This window comes from Paenibacillus sp. PsM32 (genome assembly GCF_030433815.1).
GTDB lineage: Bacteria > Bacillota > Bacilli > Paenibacillales > Paenibacillaceae > Saccharibacillus > Saccharibacillus kyungheensis.
Genome location: NZ_JARUWY010000011.1, coordinates 147,960 through 165,372 on the forward strand (window position 1 = coordinate 147,960; position 17,413 = coordinate 165,372).

Here is a 17,413-nt window from a genome sequence, read left to right on the forward strand (position 1 = left end):
TAGAACGATAACCTTCTACATATCCATAAAATAACGATAAACTTAAAGGAGATATAATAATATGGAACAAAATCAAAAATACGTATTTCAAGATCATACCGTAGATATAGACATTCGTGTAAAGGATTTGGTATCGCATTTAACAGAGGAAGAAAAGATCGAATCGATGTTGCAGTATCAGCCTGCTGTCGAGCGTCTGGGACTGGCAGGATATAAGCATGGTACAGAAGCGGCACATGGTATAGCATGGCTAGGCGAAGCTACTTTTTTCCCGCAACCGACAGGATTGGCTTGTACATGGGATGCTGACTTGATGAAAAAAATCGGTAATGTCATTTCAGATGAAGCTCGGGTAGTGTACAAACGTAATCCAGAAGTGAATGGATTAACATTATGGGCGCCTACAGTAGATATGGAACGTGATCCGCGTTGGGGACGTAACGAAGAAGCATATGGTGAAGATCCCAAATTGACCGGTGAGTTGACCAGTCATCTTGTACAAGGGATTCAAGGCGATCATCCTACATACCTCAAAGCAGTAGCGACATTAAAACATTTTCTTGGTAACAATAATGAGGTGGAACGGGGTAGTGGTTCATCGAGTATTGATCCGCGAAATATGCGTGAATATTATTTAAAAGCGTTTGAACAGCCTTTTGTAGAAGGTGGAGCCAAGTCGATGATGACCGCATATAATTCGATCAATGGCACGCCAGCTATTCTTCATCCGCTTGTAAATGAAGTCGTCAAAGGCGAATGGGGAATGGATGGATTTATCGTTAGCGATGCAGGCGATGTTATGGGAATTATGAATGATCATCATTATTACGATTCTCATACACCAGGTGTTGCGGAGTCTGTCAAAGCTGGAATAGACAGTATTACCGATGATGCAGAATTATCCAAAACAGCTTTGCGTGAAGCTTTGGCTAATGGTCAGCTTACATTTGAAGATATTGATGGGGCTTTATTTAATACGTTTCGTGTTCGCTTTCTATTAGGTGAATTCGATCCTGCGGAACTGAATCCGTATGCTCATATCGGTGAAGAAGCGATGATGACTCCAGAAGCTCAAGCGCTATCACTAGAAGCCGCACGTAAATCAATAGTATTGCTCAAAAATGACAATCAGACTTTACCATTATCCAAAACGACTACTGGAAATGTAGCTGTAATCGGAGAACTTGGTAATGTAGTGTATCGAGATTGGTATTCAGGTACTTTGCCTTATGCAGTTACAGCGGTAGAAGGAATTCAGCGCAAAACGGCTGGAAAAGTAGTATATCAAGATGGTAATGATCGGATTACATTCACTTCTACAGCAACAGGAGCGCCATTGTCGATCCAACCTGATCCAGTAATAGAAGCAGGCAGTCAGCCAGAAAAATCAGTCAATCCGAATGAATTAAATCTCAATAAACCTATTACAGGGATACTGAGCGCATCGAGTGAATCCACTACAGAGCAGCATGTATTTGAATTGTCTGACTGGGGATTCGGCAGTTATACGTTACGTTCTCCAGAGCAGAAATATTGGACAACTAATGATGAGCAAGCGATCGTAACCGCATCTGCTGATGAAGCGTATGGTTGGTTTGTAAAAGAAGTCTTTGGACTTCAATCTCAAGCAAATGGTAAAACAACCATTACCACATGGAATGGCAAAATCGTTTCAGTAGATCCAACTTCCGGTCAATTAACAGTAACAGAATCATCAGAATCGATCGATGAGCAGTCTTCTTTTGAGAAAAAAGTGATAGAAAATGGATTAGAGCAAGTCATCGCTGCGGCTCAATCAGCAGATACTGCTATCGTATTTGTAGGGAATAACCCTTTGATTAATGGTAAAGAAGAAATCGATCGTCCTAGTTTAGAATTAGCTGCTTCTCAACTTCAAATGGTACAAGAAGTATACAAAGTGAATCCGAACACAGTGGTAGTGGTTGTCGGAAGTTATCCATTTGCGATGGAGTGGGTCGAAGAACATATTCCTGCGATTATTTATCTTTCTCATGTAGGGCAAGAGTTAGGCAATGCGGTAGCTGATGTATTATATGGAGATTATGCTCCAGCAGGTCGTCTGAATATGACATGGTATCGTTCTGAAGAACAGCTAAGTGATATTCGAGATTACGATATTATTCGTACAGGTAGAACATATCAGTATTTTGAAGGTGATGTGTTGTATCCTTTCGGTCATGGTCTAACTTATGGGAATTTCCAATACAGTAATATTCAAGTAGTCTCGTCTGAATTAGAAGCAGATGAAGTGATTGAATTATCTGTACATGTCGCTAATATCGGTGAGGTTGATAGCGAAGAAGTAGTGCAATTGTATACTCGTGCTGATCATTCTCGTGTAAAGCGTCCGCTCAAAACATTACAAGCGTTCCGCCGTATTCATGTAGCAGCAGGAGCATCACAGATCGTACATTTTACAATACCTGTGAAAGAATTAGCATTCTGGGATGTCACACGTGATCAATATTGTGTGGAGTCGGGCACGTATACTTTGATGATTGGGCGTTCTTCAGCAGATATTACTCAGCATATCGGTATCAAAGTCAATGGAGAAGTTATTCCTGCGCGTGACCTGACGGTGAGCACACGAGCTGAAAATTATGATAACTATCATCAAGTATGGCTTGGTGAATCCAAAGAAGGTGGCGCTGTCGTAGAAGCTATTACAGACGGGGCATGGATACTATTCCAAGATGTAGATTTTGGTACAGGGGTAGAGCATTTTGAGGCTCGTATCGCTACGACCGAAGATCAAGCGAAGATCGAGATTGTATTGGATCAAGTAGACCAAGCCAGTGTAGGCGCTATAGTGCTTAACACTGCATCAGGTGAGCAAAGCTGGAGCACAGAGCAAACAGCCATCACAGGCGTTACAGGGAAGCATGATGTCTATATCAAGCTTGCTAAAGGGGTGCGAATCTCTACATTTCAATTTGGATCATAATCGGCAATAGAGGTTCATTGTGCGCAGACAAAGCTATACAACAATAACTATCGTGGCTCATGATTAAATTGATAAATAGGCAGTTCAGCAACCACAAAAAGTGCAATCACAACGACTACAATAATAACACCTGCAAAAATAAAGCGATCAGCCATAAGATCATCTCCTACGTTATAAATAGCAACACCATTCGTTGATTATACAGACAAGCAATGTATGTAACAGATATCGTTCTTATTGATAAGACGAACGATATCTGTTTTTTGTATCGACTTTTGTTACTGTTGTATCCAATAAGCGAGTAGATAAAGAAAATAAATATGAGCAGGATAGAATAGATAAAAGAAATATTTCAGACTACGTCCTTTTTCCCCGTTATATAACCAGATAGGAATAACAGCCAGAATCATCAACCACTGAAAATTAGTATCCAAATCAAGTAGAGAAGAACCGGATAATACACCAATCATTAGCGAAAATAAGATCAAACCAATCAGTTGCCCCAGACGATATTTGCGCAATAGATAGAACATAATACCGAGCAAAATAAATAAGTAACCACCTTCAACCAATATAGGTGTAGGTAATACATACATGATATACAAGCTCCATGATGGAATATGTTCTTGCGATAACAGGCTTATCATGACAAAGCTTAATACAACAGGAACGATCATCAGACCGATAGCCCCTAACATCCGCCACCAGTGATGTTGACGAATACTTTGCACCAAATAATCAATAAACAGCATATAAAGCACAGCTAGAAATAACGTCCCAAAAATATTATTCATGATCACATTATCTGAAGGAAACGTAGTTTGTAATATTTGGCTCACAATATTCATCCCTACAAAACCAATATACAAATGTAATAAATACTTGAATCGATTACGTGTATAATGAAATCCTTCTGCACTTAAAAATAAAAAGATAGGCGCAACAATGCGACCCAACCATGTAAACCACATCGGTATTCCATCGATATAAAAAAATTGATGCACATGATCAAAAACCATCAACAGTATCCCTAGTAACTTAAGTTGAAAATGATTGAGTGTAATTCCTTTATGAAGTGTTAGTGTAGACAATATCAGTCACCGTCCTTTAATAGATAGCTCAAGCATAAAGGACAGGCGTATGATGTAACTATCGATTTACCTTAAACTTTCCTTACATGCCATTTAAGGTTCTGTTCGTATGTATTAATATCCATAGACATAAAAAAAGACGCTTCATCCGAAGCGTCCCATAATATAATCTTGAGTTGATTGTTGAGTTGGATTGGTGAAAATTGTATCGGTTTCACCATGTTCCATCAATTTACCCAAATAGAAGTATGCTGTATAATTCGATACCCGTGCTGCTTGTTGCATGTTGTGGGTAACAATAACGATGCGTAGTTCATCTTTCAGTTCACTGATCAATTCTTCGACTTTACCTGTAGACACCGGATCAAGTGCAGAAGCGGGTTCATCTAGTAGCAAAATCTGTGGTGTTACTGATAACGCACGCGCTATACATAGACGTTGTTGCTGTCCACCGGACAAAGACAAAGCCGATTCTTTTAATCGATCTTTGACTTCGTCCCAGAGTGCGGCTTTACGTAAGCTAGACTCTACAATTTCATCCAGTTGTTTGCGATTTTTGGTTCCATAATAACGAGGGCCAAACGCAATATTTTCATAGATCGATTTGAAAAATGGGTTAGGACGTTGCCATACCATACCGATCCGTTGACGAAGCTTAATTACATCTGTAGAAGAGGCAGTCAGATCAATGCCATCCATCCAGATATGGCCTGTTGTGCGAGAACCCGCGATCTCATCATTCATCCGATTCAAAGAACGAAGAAATGTAGATTTACCACAACCGGAAGGACCGATCAGTGCGGTAACACTTTGTGCCGGGAAAGACATACTTATATTTTTAACGGCTTGATACTCACCATAATAGATGCTCAAATCTTCTGTACTAAAAGGTAATGCCATTGAGAAATTCCTCCTTAAATTCACTCCAAAAGCAGATCAACTATTAATTCATTCGTCTTGAAGCGGTCATATAACGATAAAGAGTACGTCCTAAGAAACGAGCTAATAGATTGAAGATTAACACCATAATTACAAGTACAGCTGAAGCGCCTGCTGCAATCTGCGTAGCATCTGGAGCAATACCTTCACTGTTTACTTTCCAAATATAGACCGCTAATGTCTCAGCCGGACGAAGAGGATTGATTGGCGAACGCGGACTCAGTGGATTCCAGTTCGAGAAATCAAGTGGTGGTGTACTCATACCTGCTGTAAATAATAGAGCTGCCGCTTCACCAAATACACGACCAGATGCCAAAATGGTACCTGTAATTAAAGAAGGAATAGCAACCGGTAGCATAATCGAAGTGATGATTTTCCACTTGGATAGACCGAGTGCAAGACCTGCTTCTTTTTGCTCTTTGGGAACACCTGCAAAAGCTTGCTCGGTAATCCGTACCATTAACGGTAAGTTAAAGATCGTCAAGGCAAGTGCACCGGATAGTAAAGAGAATCCAAGATTAAATGTATTTACGATTAACAACAAACCGAACAAACCGATAACGATAGAAGGGAAAGAAGATAATACTTCTACGACCAAACGAATAAAGTTAGTTAACTTACCCGGTTTGGCATATTCAGACATATAGATACCTGCTCCAAGACCAAGTGGAACAGTAATCAACATCGTTAAGAATAATAAGAATAAGGAGTTAAACAACTGAGGCCCAATTCCTCCGCCAGCTCGCATCGTCTGTGGAACCGTTGTTAAAAAGCTCCAACTGATATGTCCAAGTCCACGAAATAAAATAAATCCAAGTAAACCAATTAGAATCGCTACAATCGCCATTGCAAAAGTAACGATGAGCACAGTCGCCACTTTATCAGTGGCTTTCGCGCGTTTTCTTGCTTTGTGATTGACTTTTACTGTGCTCATAACCGGTTTCTCCTTTCAAGTAGACGAATAATCAAGACGAAGACAAATGTCATCAACATCAAGACAAGCGCCATACTCCACAACGCATTATTCTGAATAGATCCCATCGCTGTGTTACCCATACCCAGTGTGATTACGCTGGTCAGAGTCGAAGCAGATTCCAGTAAGGATGTAGGGATATGTGGTGAGTTACCAATAACCATCTGTACAGCCAATGCTTCACCAAAAGCACGAGCCATACCTAGTACGATACCTGTTAATAATGCAGGCATTACTGTTGGCAACACTACACGATAAATCGTTTGCCAGCGTGTAGCACCTAGCGCATACGAAGCTTCACGTAATCCGCGTGGAAGAGAAGCGAGAGCGTCCGCAGCAACACTCGTAATCGTTGGCAAAATCATAATAGACAATACCAGTGCTCCTGCGCCGATCCCAATTCCTTGTCCGCCTACATGTTCACGTAGAAACGGTACAATTACACTCAAACCGATAAATCCGTACACCACCGAAGGAATACCTGATAGCAATTCAATCGCTGGTTGAAGGATACGTTTACCAAAGCTAGGTACAATCTCTGTCATAAATAAAGCTGCCGAGATACTCAGCGGGCTAGCGATTAATGCTGCAAGCACAGTAACCATAAATGAACCTGTAATAAACGGTAATGCTCCAAAAGAAGGCGTATCTGCTTGAGGATTCCAATTCGTGCCTAAGAAAAATTCTTTTAGACTTACGCCATTGACCGCAAAGGTAGCCACACCTTTAGATGTTACAAAATAAACAATCGATATAATAACAGCAATCAGAAATACGACACAGATAGACGTGTAAATTTTACCGATCCAGTCTTCTACGCGATGCTTTTCCATAGGCCAGGCGCGCCTCCGTGCTTCTCTTGGAGTTGTGTTGGATTGCTCCATACGTTAAAACCTCTTTTCTTCAACTTAAATGGTAATGATTAGAAATTTTCGAGCTATAGTAAACGTGAAAAGAGAGGCGGATAGTCCGCCTCTTCCAGCTATTGCCTTGGAAACGTGAGTTTCCTCTTTTCACAGTATGGTTATTCATTACTTCGTGATCTTACCATCAACATCACGTTTTACTTGCATACCAGAGATCGAGATATACCCAAGATCTTTTACATCACCATTCTGTACTTCGTCAGTCAACATGTAATCAAGCAAAGCTTTTGTTGCTGCATCAGGCTCGCCTTTTGTATACATGTGCTCATAAGCCCAGACAGGGTATTTACCACTTTCAACGTTCTCTACGTTAGCATCAACACCATCGTATTGAATCGCTTTAAGGCTATCATCAAGGTAAGAAAGAGCCAAGTAACCAATAGCACCTGGAGTTTCAGTTACCAATTTCTTAACTGTTCCTGAAGAATCTTCTTGGATAGAACCTGCCAAATCTTCTACTTTTTGTCCTAGAGCAAATTTCTCATAAGTTGCACGAGTACCTGAGCTGCTTGGACGGTTAACGATAACGATTGCTTGATCTTTACCGCCAACATCTTTCCAGTTTTTCACTTTACCAGTGAAAATATCGATTAATTGTTGTTTTGTTAAGTTTGTAACACCAGCTGCTTCGTTCGCTACTGTTGCAATCGCAACAACCGCTACTTGATGATCAACCAATTCTTTTGCTTTATCAGCATCTAATTTTTCTTCTGCAAATACATCAGAGTTACCAATGTTTGCTTGACCTTCAGATACTTGAGTCAATCCTGTACCACTACCGCCGCCTTGTACTTGAACGGAGATGTTAGCATATTTTGAATCTGCCATGAATTTCTGAGCGACTTGATCAACCAATGGTTGTAATGCAGTCGATCCTACAGCAAGCACGGACCCGCTAAGTTCTGTACCTGTGGAAGCTTCTCCTGTAGTACCAGTTGTTGACCCTGACCCTGTAGTACCTGTGTTAGACCCACAAGCAGCAAGCACAAGAATCATCGTCAGTGTAAATAATAAAATTGGCAGTTTTCTAGACATCGTTTAAATCTCCTCCCCCTAATTAAAGGACCATACGTTTATGTTTTATTTTTGACTACTCACTTATTGTAGGGGGGCAATGTTAGGTGTAAGTCCGAGTTTTGTAAACTCTGTATTAAAATTATACGAAATATTGTATTCCATACTTCGATCAGTATTGAACTATTTTGCAATTATAATCAGAACAGCAAAGCGAAAAGAACAAAATAGGGAGATTTGAGATGAAGAAGTGGACGTTTATCGTGTTGATTGTGTTAACGACTTTTTTGATGGGCTCTTCTTTTGCAGTAGGTAAAATAGGGCTAACGTATGCTTCGCCATTATATTTGGCAGCTTTACGTTTTATAGTGGCAGGAGTCGTAATGTTAATAGTGGTAATTGTTTTACGGAGACCACGTCCAACTGGAAAACGGAATTGGGCGAAAATAGGGGTGATCGGTGCTTTACAGACAGCAGGTGTAATGGGCTGTATTTTTATCAGTCTACGTACGATTACAGCAAGCGAATCTTCGATTTTGACATTTACCAATCCATTACTGGTTGTAGTGTTGGGGACGATTTTTTCAGGGATACGCTATAAATGGTATCAGTGGGTTGGTGTGTTATTGGGAGTGATCGGTGTCTCTATCACCGTAGGCGCACAGGTAGAATGGAAAATAGGTATCGTATGGGGATTATGTTCAGCGATATTCTGGGCGACAGCTACTTTGTTAGTGAAAAAATGGGGTGTGCTATTTGATACATGGGTATTGTCTGCGTATCAGATGTTATGCGGAGGGATCATTTTATTATTACTTAGTCTGACTTTAGAACAGCCATTTTTTATCTGGAACCATGAATCGATATTGATTTTGCTATGGTTAAGTATTTTTTCTTCTATTATTCAATTTGCTGTCTGGTACTATGTGTTGCAACATGGTGATCCGGGGAAAACGAGCTCATTTTTATTTTTAGCGCCTTTTTTCGGAGTATTGTCAGGTTGGTTACTGCTTGGAGAAACGTTATACCTTTCCAGTATTGTAGGAGGATTATGTATTATAGTAGGAATTTATCTGGTCAATCGTCAATTTCAGTCTAAAAAGGAATCTATCAACACCTAAGAATCGATCCAGACATATTACTGTACGTTGTGAATATTTCCTATACATGAAGATCAAGAATAAACATCTGGAAAGGAAAAACGTACAGCTATATGATCAAAGATCGAATACAGTGTGCAAACCGGTTGTTCCGAGTTCAGTCACTTTAACCGCTCGAATCGAAGGGACTCGTACAATCCAGCCGATATCAAACAAATGATTCATTAGCCCTTGTCCTAATGCGCCACCTAAATGATGTCGACGTTCACTCCAATCCAGACAAGCATGGGAAAAAGAACGGCGTTTACGCTTGAGGACAGGTAAGTCGATCCCGAAATGAGTAAAAAAGGTCTCCCCTTTAGCAGTGATTACAAATTCAGTATCGCCTGTAGTGATGTACTGGTTAGCTAGCATCGAATCGGTTAGATCTACACCTAATTTGCCAGCTAAATGATCGTAACATGTACGTGCTTCACGCAATAATTGAACTTGAGTCGATTGTTGTAACGACCGTACTTTGGGCGGAGCAGAGATCGTTAGAAATGACTCTAACATAGAAGCGATATCTGTATTAGCTAACTGATAATAACGATGTCGACCGTGCTTCTCAAACGTGATGAGTTGACCTTCGATTAATTTGGACAAATGAAAACTAGCAGTCTGCGGTGTAATGCCTGTCATCAATGCCAGTTCACTAGCAGTATGAAAACGTCCATCCATTAGACTGGTCAAAATAGTAGCTCGTGAAGGCTCGGCTAACAAAGAAGCGAGTTCAGCAATATTGGGATTAATACTCATCATATAGTCCTTTCTGTGTGCTCTATTTAGCGCTCATCGAAATCAATCATAACATCAAAAGAGCAAGCAAAAGCGGCTGGTTGAATGTGCTTTGGCTTGCGCTTTTTTTGATCTACACTTTTTTGAACTACATCAAGTGTTATTTGGTTCTTTCTGCTAATCGTGTAATTAATTCGATATCTTGTTCAGTCAATTGTGCAAAAAAATGTTTGCGCATCGCTTGAGAAATAATAGGGCGAGCATTATCTAAAGCTGATTGACCTTCCGATGTAATCCCTACCTGAACACCGCGATCGGTATCTAAAGGAGTACGCATCACCAATCCACGCTTTTCCATACGTTTGAGATGATGAGAAAGTCGGCTTTTATCCCAATTCATATAGTCTGCCAATTCCTGCTGACGAAGTTTTCCTTCTCCAAAAAGAACCAACCGATCCAATATGCCAAAATCGCTTTCTGATAATCCCGTATGATCCGACATTTCTTTGACAATACGACCAAAAATCGTGTGGAATGTACCTTTCCACATATGCCATATTTTCATTTCTTCTTGATTGATCTCATGATTATCCATAAACATATAATAGCATGGTTGACACGTCAACTTCAACGTGTTAGATTGTATCTAGGTTGACGCGTCAACCTGAAAAATACATTTATTATTCCAAAGGAGATCATTATGGATAACAAACAGGTTGCTTTGGTTAGTGGAGCGAATAAGGGCATAGGTCTACAGATTGCAAAAGATCTTGTCGCCAAAGGATTTACTGTACTTGTAGGATCACGACATTTAGAAAACGGCAAGCTAGCTGTAAATGATATAGGTGAAGGCGCTCATGCTCTACAACTGGATGTAACGGATCAACATTCTATTACAGCCGCAGCACAACATATTGAGCAAGAATATGGTCGTCTGGATGTACTGATCAATAATGCAGGTATTTCACATGCAGGCAGATCCGATGGGGATTTTCCAGAAAGTGTGCAATCCGGTCTATTAACTGTAGCTCCTATGGAAGATATACGTGTTGTTTTTGAAACGAATGTATTCGGTGTGATTGCTCTTACGCAAGCGATGTTACCACTGCTACACCAATCTCCGGCAGGGCGTATTGTGAATATAGGAAGCTCTGGCGGATCATTAACTTGGAATTCTAATCCCGATAATCCTCATCGTGCTATGTTCGGAACATATTCTTCTTCCAAATCTGCACTTCATGCGATTACACTTGCGTTTGCATTTGCGTTAGAATCCACTCCGATCAAAGTCAATATTGCTTGTCCTGGATTTACCTCGACAGCTCTGAATAATTTTGCTGGTACACGTAGTGTAGAAGAAGGGGCTCGGGAAGCAGTTCGCCTTGCTATGATTGGTTCGGATGGTCCAACAGGTACATTTTCAGATGAGAACGGTACGGTAGCCTGGTAATAAGCTACTTTTTTTAAAATTCATTTCTATGATAAGGTGGGCTTTTATTATGCGTGTATTTGTAACAGGAGCAACAGGTTATATCGGTTCTGCTGTCGTTCGTGAACTTATAGATTCCGGTCACACCGTAGTAGGGTTGGCTCGCTCAGATCACAGTGCTGAATGGTTGCAAAAGCTAGGAGCAGAAGCTTATCGAGGTGATATAGATAACGTTACTAGTCTTCAGCAAGGTGTTGCTCAAGCAGACGGTGTTATTCATTTAGCATTCAAACACGATTTTTCAGATTTTGAAGGGGCGCTTGCGACTGATTTGCAGGTGATGGAGAGTATAGGAGCGGTACTGGAAGGTTCGGATAAGCCTTTTATAACGACAGCTCATTTTAACGGAGTCGCTTCAGAGCAAGTCGCATTATCGTTAGCTCAGCGCGGAGTGCGTACATCGATTATAGAACTTTGTCCGTCTGTACATGGAGAAGGAGATACCGGCTTTATCCCGAAATTAATTGCAATCGCTAAAGAAAAAGGTGTAGCAGCGTATATAGAAGAAGGGATGAATCGCTGGCCTGCTGTTCATCATTTAGATGCTGCTCATTTATATTGCCTTGCTTTAGAAAAAGCAGAACCAGGTTCAAGATTAGATGGGGTCGCAGACGAAGGTATCGCATTTCGTGATATCGCTACCGTAATCGGTAAGCATCTGAATGTACCTGTTGTTAGCATCCCACAGGATCAAGCACAAGATCACTTTGGTTTTCTAGGAGCATTGGCAGCCTTAGATATTCCACGATCCAGTCAATCCACTCAACAAAAGTTGGGCTGGCAACCTGTACATCCTTCCTTACTTGAGGATTTAGAACAAGGGCATTATTTTCGTTAATGACGGCTAATACTTAACATATATCATTCACTCCCCTTCTGTATAATTAGAAGGGGTTTTATTTGTTAAAATAGAGAAATCGACTCATAATCATTTATAAATGATCTATAATATTCAATTTATACTCATGATGAGCAGAAGGAGCAGAACATATGCCTATTTATCCGATAGATGTTTTTGAATTTCCTACGAATTTGGGTCTAACTAAGAAAGAAGAAGATGAACAACCAGGTGTTTATGTATTGCCAGAACATTTCAAAACATATGGGTTGTATGATCAACTACCGATACAAAATAGATACACGTTACTAGCTCCGCCTTATGAGATAAAGAAAGATGCAGTATCAGGCATCCTTAATATAGAAGCTGTTGCTCATTATGCGTTACAACAAGCAGAACTATTAGCAACAGCACTTGAAGAAAAGACCTTTAAATTAATGATCGGTGGAGATTGCAGTATTTTGGTTGGCAATATGATGGCTCTAAAGCAGAAAGGTACTTACGGACTGTTCTTTTTGGATGGACATACCGATTATTTACCTACTTCATCTTCTCATACAGGTGGAGCAGTTGCAGGTCTTGATTTAGCTATTGTAACGGGGTTAGGAGATGATCGCATAACAAATCTAAATGATCTTAAACCTTATGTTCTTGAGGAACATGTATTTTGTGTAGGTAATCGAGAATTTGATGCTTCTTATGTTCAACCTATATTGAATTCTGCTATTCGTTATATAGATCTACCTACATTACGTAAGACAGGTATAGAACATATTGTGAAGCAATTTCTAGATATGGTGGAGCATCAACAATTAGAAGGATTTTTTATTCATTTCGATGTAGATGTGTTAAATGATCTGATTATGCCTGCGGTAGATAGCAGACAAACGGACGGGTTAGATTATGTAGAACTTATTCAGCTATTGCGACCATTGGTATCTCATCCTCAAGTTGTTGGGCTTGAAATTACTGTATTTGATCCTCATCTGGATCGTGATGGAATATACGCTACATCTTTTATTGAACAACTTGTAGATATTTTTTCTTGATCAAAATAGTAGATAGTAAACTAAAAAAAGTAAAAGCTTTGCCAGAATATCAGCAAAGCTTTTACTTTTGAAGAAATGTATAAAGTACAATTAATTATTATGTGAGTCTTTAAATCCTTGAATTTCACCTTTAACTTCTTTAGTAGCGGATTGTGCCTCGTCTTTCAAATCTTTCACACCATCAAGGGATTCTTTGACCATACCTACAACTTCTTGACCTTTTTCAGCAAGAACATGTCCACGTTCGTTCAACATTGGAGCGTTCTCAACAACAAGATCAGTCAATTCTGCTACACGAGTACGGATTTTGTCACCTTGTGGAGTAGAGAACAAAAGTGCTGCTCCTGCACCAATTAATGCTCCAGCGATTGCACCTGTAATAATTGATTTTGTAGATTCGTTATCCATTTGTAGTCGACCCCTCATCTTAGCAATTTAGTATTTACTGTATTATTACCCAGTCTGACGGATATTACACTCCTTCTTCATAATAATTCATTTTACTAAAATAGAAAAATATAATACTTGCAAATATATAGATATCTATGTATTATAAAAATATGCTAAATTACAACGCGTGTTCCATTATCTCGAAGATACGTGATGACGTTAATAAACTGATTATCACAGAGTTAGAAAAGAACAATGTTACAGAAGTTGTTCCTTCTCATGGAGACATTCTTTGCTTTTTGTATAGTGAAAAATGTGGATTATCTGTTAATACGTTAGCACAAAAAGTACATCGTACCCAACCAACGGTTACAGTATTAGTCAACAAATTAGAGAAGCTTGGTTATGTTAAGCGGAGCAAAGACGAAGTCGATCAGCGGATCACAATGATTCATTTGACCGATAAAGGTTGGGAGTTAGAGCCGATCTTTAATCAAGTGTCTGAAGCTGTGAATCAAAAAGTTTATGGTCATCTGAATGAACAAGAACAAGAGCAATTTGAGTATTTGTTAGAACGTGTGTATTCCGGGCTTTGAGTGAGTGAGAGCCTTTTTTTATAAAAATATATAGATATCTATCTAAATGAGGAGAATGTTATTCATGAAACATCTAATCGTATTTGCTCATCCGCATCAAGAAGGAACCAATCAAGCTATTTTGAAAAGAATGGTACAGACTTTAGAATCTCAAGGACATGAAGTTGTTGTTCGTGACCTCTATGCCTTGAATTTTCAACCTGTACTTACAGAAGCAGATACAGAGGCAATGAAAGCTGGCAATACACCAGCAGATATCAAAGCCGAGCAAGAATACATTACAGCCGCTGAAGCGATAACGTTTGTTTATCCAATTTGGTGGACAGGTCTGCCTGCTATTTTGAAAGGATATGTAGATCGCGTGTTTGCTTACGGATTTGCTTATGGATATGGAGAAACAGGGGTTGCTCAATTGCTTACAGGTAAAAAAGGATTAATTATTAATACACATGGTCAGACTAACGAGATTTACGATCAAGTTGGTATGACAGATGGTCTAAAAATCACATCTACCACTGGTATTTTCGGATTTGTAGGTATTGAAAGTGTAGGGCATTTGATCTTTGGTGGTGCTCCTTACGCAGATGAAGCTCAACTTGAAAATGTATTACGTCAAGTTGAAGAAACGGTAACTACTGCTTTTAACGCATAAAATAATCTCTTTATTATAGTAGAAATACAAAAAAACGAGCATCCCTCGAATCGGGAGCTCGTTTTTGAGTTGTATTCTTTTATTATAATTTGAAAATAGAATCGTTATTAGGATTATTCGGATTGTTGGGTTTGTTCTGATGATCATCAAAATTATGATTCATTTTATCTTTCAAATACATACCGTAGATATGCACAATTCCGATCTTCACTACCATATACAATGGAATCACAAGTAACATGCCGAGAATACCGCCCATATCACCACCGACCAGTAGCAGGACGACGATTGTAAATGGATGAATATCCAATTGTTTTCCGAAAATAATAGGTTCTAGCAAGTTGTTTTGGATCATTTGTGCAATAATTACGATCACGATCGCCCAGATTCCCATTGCAGGTGATTCAATTAAGCCTACAATCGCTACCGGAACCGCTGATAAAATAGCTCCGATATAAGGAATAAAGTTGAGGAAGAAAGCTAAAAAGACAAGCAATAACGAATAAGGTAAATCGATAATCAAGAATCCAATATAAAGCAGTACGCATAGTGCTAAGTTAACCAGTACTCGACCTGCAATAAAGCTACTTAATGAATCATCCATCTCATCTAGCATCGCTTTTCCATCTTCTTTGTGTCCAGCAGGGAAAAGTTTGAGCAATTGAGGAGATAAACGTTTGTCATCTTTTAGCAAGTAGTACAACATGATAGGCACAGTAGCAACAACCAGTACAAAGTTCGAGATAAAGGAGAACATACTTGAAATATGAACCGATAACCAATCAAAGATTGTATTTAAATACTCAGTTAATTTGGCAATCATTTCTTGATTGTTTTCAGCAGGAATATATTGTTGAATGGTTGGGTTCTGTTGTAATAGCTGAATCTGCGTAATAATACTTTGTGTAAATCTAGGTGCATTTTCGATAAAGCTTGTCACCTGATCACGTAATGTAGGCCAACCGATAATAGAGAAAATCGCCAGAATAATAATGACAATCAAGTACATCAGTAAAATAGAATAAGAACGTTTCAACTTCTTCTTTTCCATATAATTCACAACAGGACGTAGCGGATAGTAGAGAAAAGCTGTAATTAAAAGTGGAACAATCGTGAGGCTAATTAAGGAAGCGATCGGTGTGAAAATAAAATCAACCAATGTCCCTAAGTAGACAATCAGGAGTATAAGCGCAATCCCTGCACCTATACGAAAAAAACGTCTTTGTAGCATAAAAAAATCCTCCTCCAAAATCTTAAATAGTCATTATGTAGAAATGTGGTATATTCCCTATTTACTCATACGTACAAAGTAGTGAGTTGGATGCATCAATAGAAGTGTAGTGAAAGTTCTTCTTTGGGTCTATGTTACTATATAAACCTCAAGATGCTTGCTTAATCTTTGTAGAGAGGTAAAATAAAAAAGGAATCATTTGTAAGCGTTATTAAATAGCTACATATCCAAGGAGGCGTATCTATAATGACAATGAATTATCGCAGATTAGGTGGTAGTGGGCTGAAAGTAAGTGAAATTAGTCTGGGCAGTTGGCTAACTTACGGAGGATATGTGGAAAAGGAAAATGCGGTTCAATCGATTCGCGAAGCTTATGATTTGGGAATCAACTTTTTTGATACAGCTAATGTCTATGAACGTGGAGAAGCGGAAAAAGTAGTCGGTGCTACACTGAAAGACTATCCCCGTGAATCGTATGTGCTGGCGACTAAAGTATTTGGCGATATGGGAGACGGGCCGAACGATAAAGGGCTATCACGCAAACATATCACTGAACAATGTCATGCTAGTCTGAAGCGTCTTGGACATGATTATATTGATCTTTATTATTGCCACCGCTTTTCACCAGAGACACCAATCGAAGAAACATTACGTGCACTGGATGATCTGGTGCGTCAGGGCAAAGTATTATATGTAGGCGTCAGTCAATGGACAGCTGCTCAGATGCAAGCTGCTGTTGGTGTAGCTGATCGTTACTTGCTGGATCGGATTGTCGTTAATCAACCGGTCTACAATATGTTCAACCGTTATATTGAAGAAGAAGTGATTCCACTTGGTGAAAAATACGGTATCGGACAAGTGGTCTATTCACCACTTGCTCAAGGGCTATTAACAGGTAAATACACATCCAAAACCGATATCCCGGCTGATAGTCGCGCTGCGAAGCTGAAATGGGACGACGATCGCTTCAGTGATGAAAAACTTTCTCAAATCGGACAATTACAAAACATCGCTGATGAAGCAGGTATTTCGTTGACACATCTAGCATTAGCATGGATTCTTCGTCAAAAAAATGTATCCAGCGCCCTAGTCGGAGCCAGCCGTCCTGAACAAGTCAAACAAAACGCAAGCGCATCCGGCATTCAACTCACATCCGACGTGATCGAAGCTATCGAAAAAGTATTAACAGTCTAAAATCAAAATAATCCCCTATCACCTCAGCCTTCCAGCGTTATGGAAGGCTTTTTAGTTTAATGATATATAAGCTGTAATATCCTAATTTCAAATATCTTAACATCAAAAAATAAAGCTATTCCTACCGATAATAGAAGTAACAAGTAACAAGTAACAAGTAACAAGTAACAAGTAACAAGTAACAAGTAA

Annotated in this window: 17 protein-coding genes; 8 read left to right on the forward strand and 9 right to left on the reverse strand. The window is 39.4% G+C overall.

The window, feature by feature from the left end; genetic code table 11:
• The first annotated feature begins 61 nt into the window (after window positions 1-61).
• A complete protein-coding gene (locus QCD85_RS19105; RefSeq protein ID WP_301263583.1) occupies window positions 62-2,965 on the forward strand; it encodes a glycoside hydrolase family 3 protein in 2,904 nt (967 codons plus the stop codon).
• Window positions 2,966-3,243: 278 nt separating this feature from the next.
• Here QCD85_RS19105 and QCD85_RS19110 read toward each other — a convergent pair whose 3' ends face one another.
• The 5 genes from QCD85_RS19110 to QCD85_RS19130 all read right to left on the reverse strand — a co-directional run bounded on the left by QCD85_RS19110 (window position 3,244) and on the right by QCD85_RS19130 (window position 7,929).
• Window positions 3,244-4,056 (reverse strand): TraX family protein, encoded by an 813-nt coding sequence (locus QCD85_RS19110; RefSeq protein ID WP_301263584.1) that lies wholly within the window; start codon window positions 4,054-4,056, stop codon window positions 3,244-3,246.
• A 144-nt stretch (window positions 4,057-4,200) separates the two neighbouring features.
• Window positions 4,201-4,956, reverse strand: a complete 756-nt coding sequence (pstB, locus tag QCD85_RS19115) for a phosphate ABC transporter ATP-binding protein PstB (protein ID WP_069327717.1) — start codon at window positions 4,954-4,956, stop codon at window positions 4,201-4,203.
• A gap of 43 nt (window positions 4,957-4,999) precedes the next feature.
• Window positions 5,000-5,929 (reverse strand): phosphate ABC transporter permease PstA, encoded by a 930-nt coding sequence (gene pstA, locus QCD85_RS19120; RefSeq protein WP_273613868.1) that lies wholly within the window; start codon window positions 5,927-5,929, stop codon window positions 5,000-5,002.
• Window positions 5,926-6,852: a phosphate ABC transporter permease subunit PstC gene (pstC, locus tag QCD85_RS19125; RefSeq protein ID WP_373461997.1), complete on the reverse strand. Its 927-nt coding sequence runs from the start codon at window positions 6,850-6,852 to the stop codon at window positions 5,926-5,928. Before pstC ends, pstA begins: the two co-directional genes overlap by 4 nt.
• A 147-nt stretch (window positions 6,853-6,999) precedes the next feature.
• Complete coding sequence (locus QCD85_RS19130; RefSeq protein WP_274171681.1) at window positions 7,000-7,929, reverse strand: phosphate ABC transporter substrate-binding protein; 930 nt, start codon at window positions 7,927-7,929, stop codon at window positions 7,000-7,002.
• Between the two features lie 221 nt (window positions 7,930-8,150).
• Here QCD85_RS19130 and QCD85_RS19135 point away from each other — a divergent pair, with 221 nt between their 5' ends.
• Window positions 8,151-9,029 carry a DMT family transporter gene (locus QCD85_RS19135; protein ID WP_301263585.1) on the forward strand — a complete coding sequence of 293 codons (879 nt, stop codon included), beginning with the start codon at window positions 8,151-8,153 and terminating at the stop codon, window positions 9,027-9,029.
• 96 nt (window positions 9,030-9,125) lie between these two features.
• On the opposite strand, the gene QCD85_RS19140 is transcribed toward QCD85_RS19135, so the two are convergent.
• Both QCD85_RS19140 and QCD85_RS19145 read right to left on the reverse strand, forming a co-directional pair.
• On the reverse strand, window positions 9,126-9,806 hold the full coding sequence (locus QCD85_RS19140) for an ArsR/SmtB family transcription factor (protein ID WP_301263586.1): 681 nt from the start codon (window positions 9,804-9,806) through the stop codon (window positions 9,126-9,128).
• A 139-nt stretch (window positions 9,807-9,945) separates the two neighbouring features.
• A complete protein-coding gene (locus QCD85_RS19145) occupies window positions 9,946-10,386 on the reverse strand; it encodes a MarR family winged helix-turn-helix transcriptional regulator (RefSeq protein WP_301263587.1) in 441 nt (146 codons plus the stop codon).
• Window positions 10,387-10,485: 99 nt separating this feature from the next.
• Here QCD85_RS19145 and QCD85_RS19150 point away from each other — a divergent pair, with 99 nt between their 5' ends.
• The 3 genes from QCD85_RS19150 to QCD85_RS19160 all read left to right on the forward strand — a co-directional run bounded on the left by QCD85_RS19150 (window position 10,486) and on the right by QCD85_RS19160 (window position 13,161).
• Window positions 10,486-11,235: an SDR family NAD(P)-dependent oxidoreductase gene (locus QCD85_RS19150; protein ID WP_301263588.1), complete on the forward strand. Its 750-nt coding sequence runs from the start codon at window positions 10,486-10,488 to the stop codon at window positions 11,233-11,235.
• 49 nt (window positions 11,236-11,284) lie between these two features.
• The gene (locus QCD85_RS19155) at window positions 11,285-12,112 is read left to right on the forward strand and encodes an SDR family oxidoreductase (RefSeq protein ID WP_301263589.1); all 828 of its coding nucleotides are present in this window, start codon (window positions 11,285-11,287) and stop codon (window positions 12,110-12,112) included.
• A gap of 152 nt (window positions 12,113-12,264) precedes the next feature.
• On the forward strand, window positions 12,265-13,161 hold the full coding sequence (locus QCD85_RS19160; RefSeq protein ID WP_301263590.1) for an arginase family protein: 897 nt from the start codon (window positions 12,265-12,267) through the stop codon (window positions 13,159-13,161).
• A gap of 90 nt (window positions 13,162-13,251) precedes the next feature.
• Here the strand turns inward: QCD85_RS19160 and QCD85_RS19165 are convergent, their stop codons facing one another.
• Window positions 13,252-13,569 (reverse strand): YtxH domain-containing protein, encoded by a 318-nt coding sequence (locus tag QCD85_RS19165; RefSeq protein WP_273613859.1) that lies wholly within the window; start codon window positions 13,567-13,569, stop codon window positions 13,252-13,254.
• A 152-nt stretch (window positions 13,570-13,721) separates the two neighbouring features.
• On the opposite strand from QCD85_RS19165, the gene QCD85_RS19170 reads away from it, so the two are divergent.
• Both QCD85_RS19170 and QCD85_RS19175 read left to right on the forward strand, forming a co-directional pair.
• Complete coding sequence (locus QCD85_RS19170; RefSeq protein ID WP_273613858.1) at window positions 13,722-14,147, forward strand: MarR family winged helix-turn-helix transcriptional regulator; 426 nt, start codon at window positions 13,722-13,724, stop codon at window positions 14,145-14,147.
• Between the two features lie 64 nt (window positions 14,148-14,211).
• Window positions 14,212-14,799: an NAD(P)H-dependent oxidoreductase gene (locus QCD85_RS19175; RefSeq protein ID WP_301263591.1), complete on the forward strand. Its 588-nt coding sequence runs from the start codon at window positions 14,212-14,214 to the stop codon at window positions 14,797-14,799.
• A gap of 82 nt (window positions 14,800-14,881) precedes the next feature.
• On the opposite strand, the gene QCD85_RS19180 is transcribed toward QCD85_RS19175, so the two are convergent.
• Window positions 14,882-16,030, reverse strand: a complete 1,149-nt coding sequence (locus QCD85_RS19180; protein ID WP_301263592.1) for an AI-2E family transporter — start codon at window positions 16,028-16,030, stop codon at window positions 14,882-14,884.
• A gap of 252 nt (window positions 16,031-16,282) precedes the next feature.
• Here QCD85_RS19180 and QCD85_RS19185 point away from each other — a divergent pair, with 252 nt between their 5' ends.
• Window positions 16,283-17,224, forward strand: a complete 942-nt coding sequence (locus QCD85_RS19185; RefSeq protein WP_273616370.1) for an aldo/keto reductase family protein — start codon at window positions 16,283-16,285, stop codon at window positions 17,222-17,224.
• The last annotated feature ends 189 nt before the right edge of the window (window positions 17,225-17,413 follow it).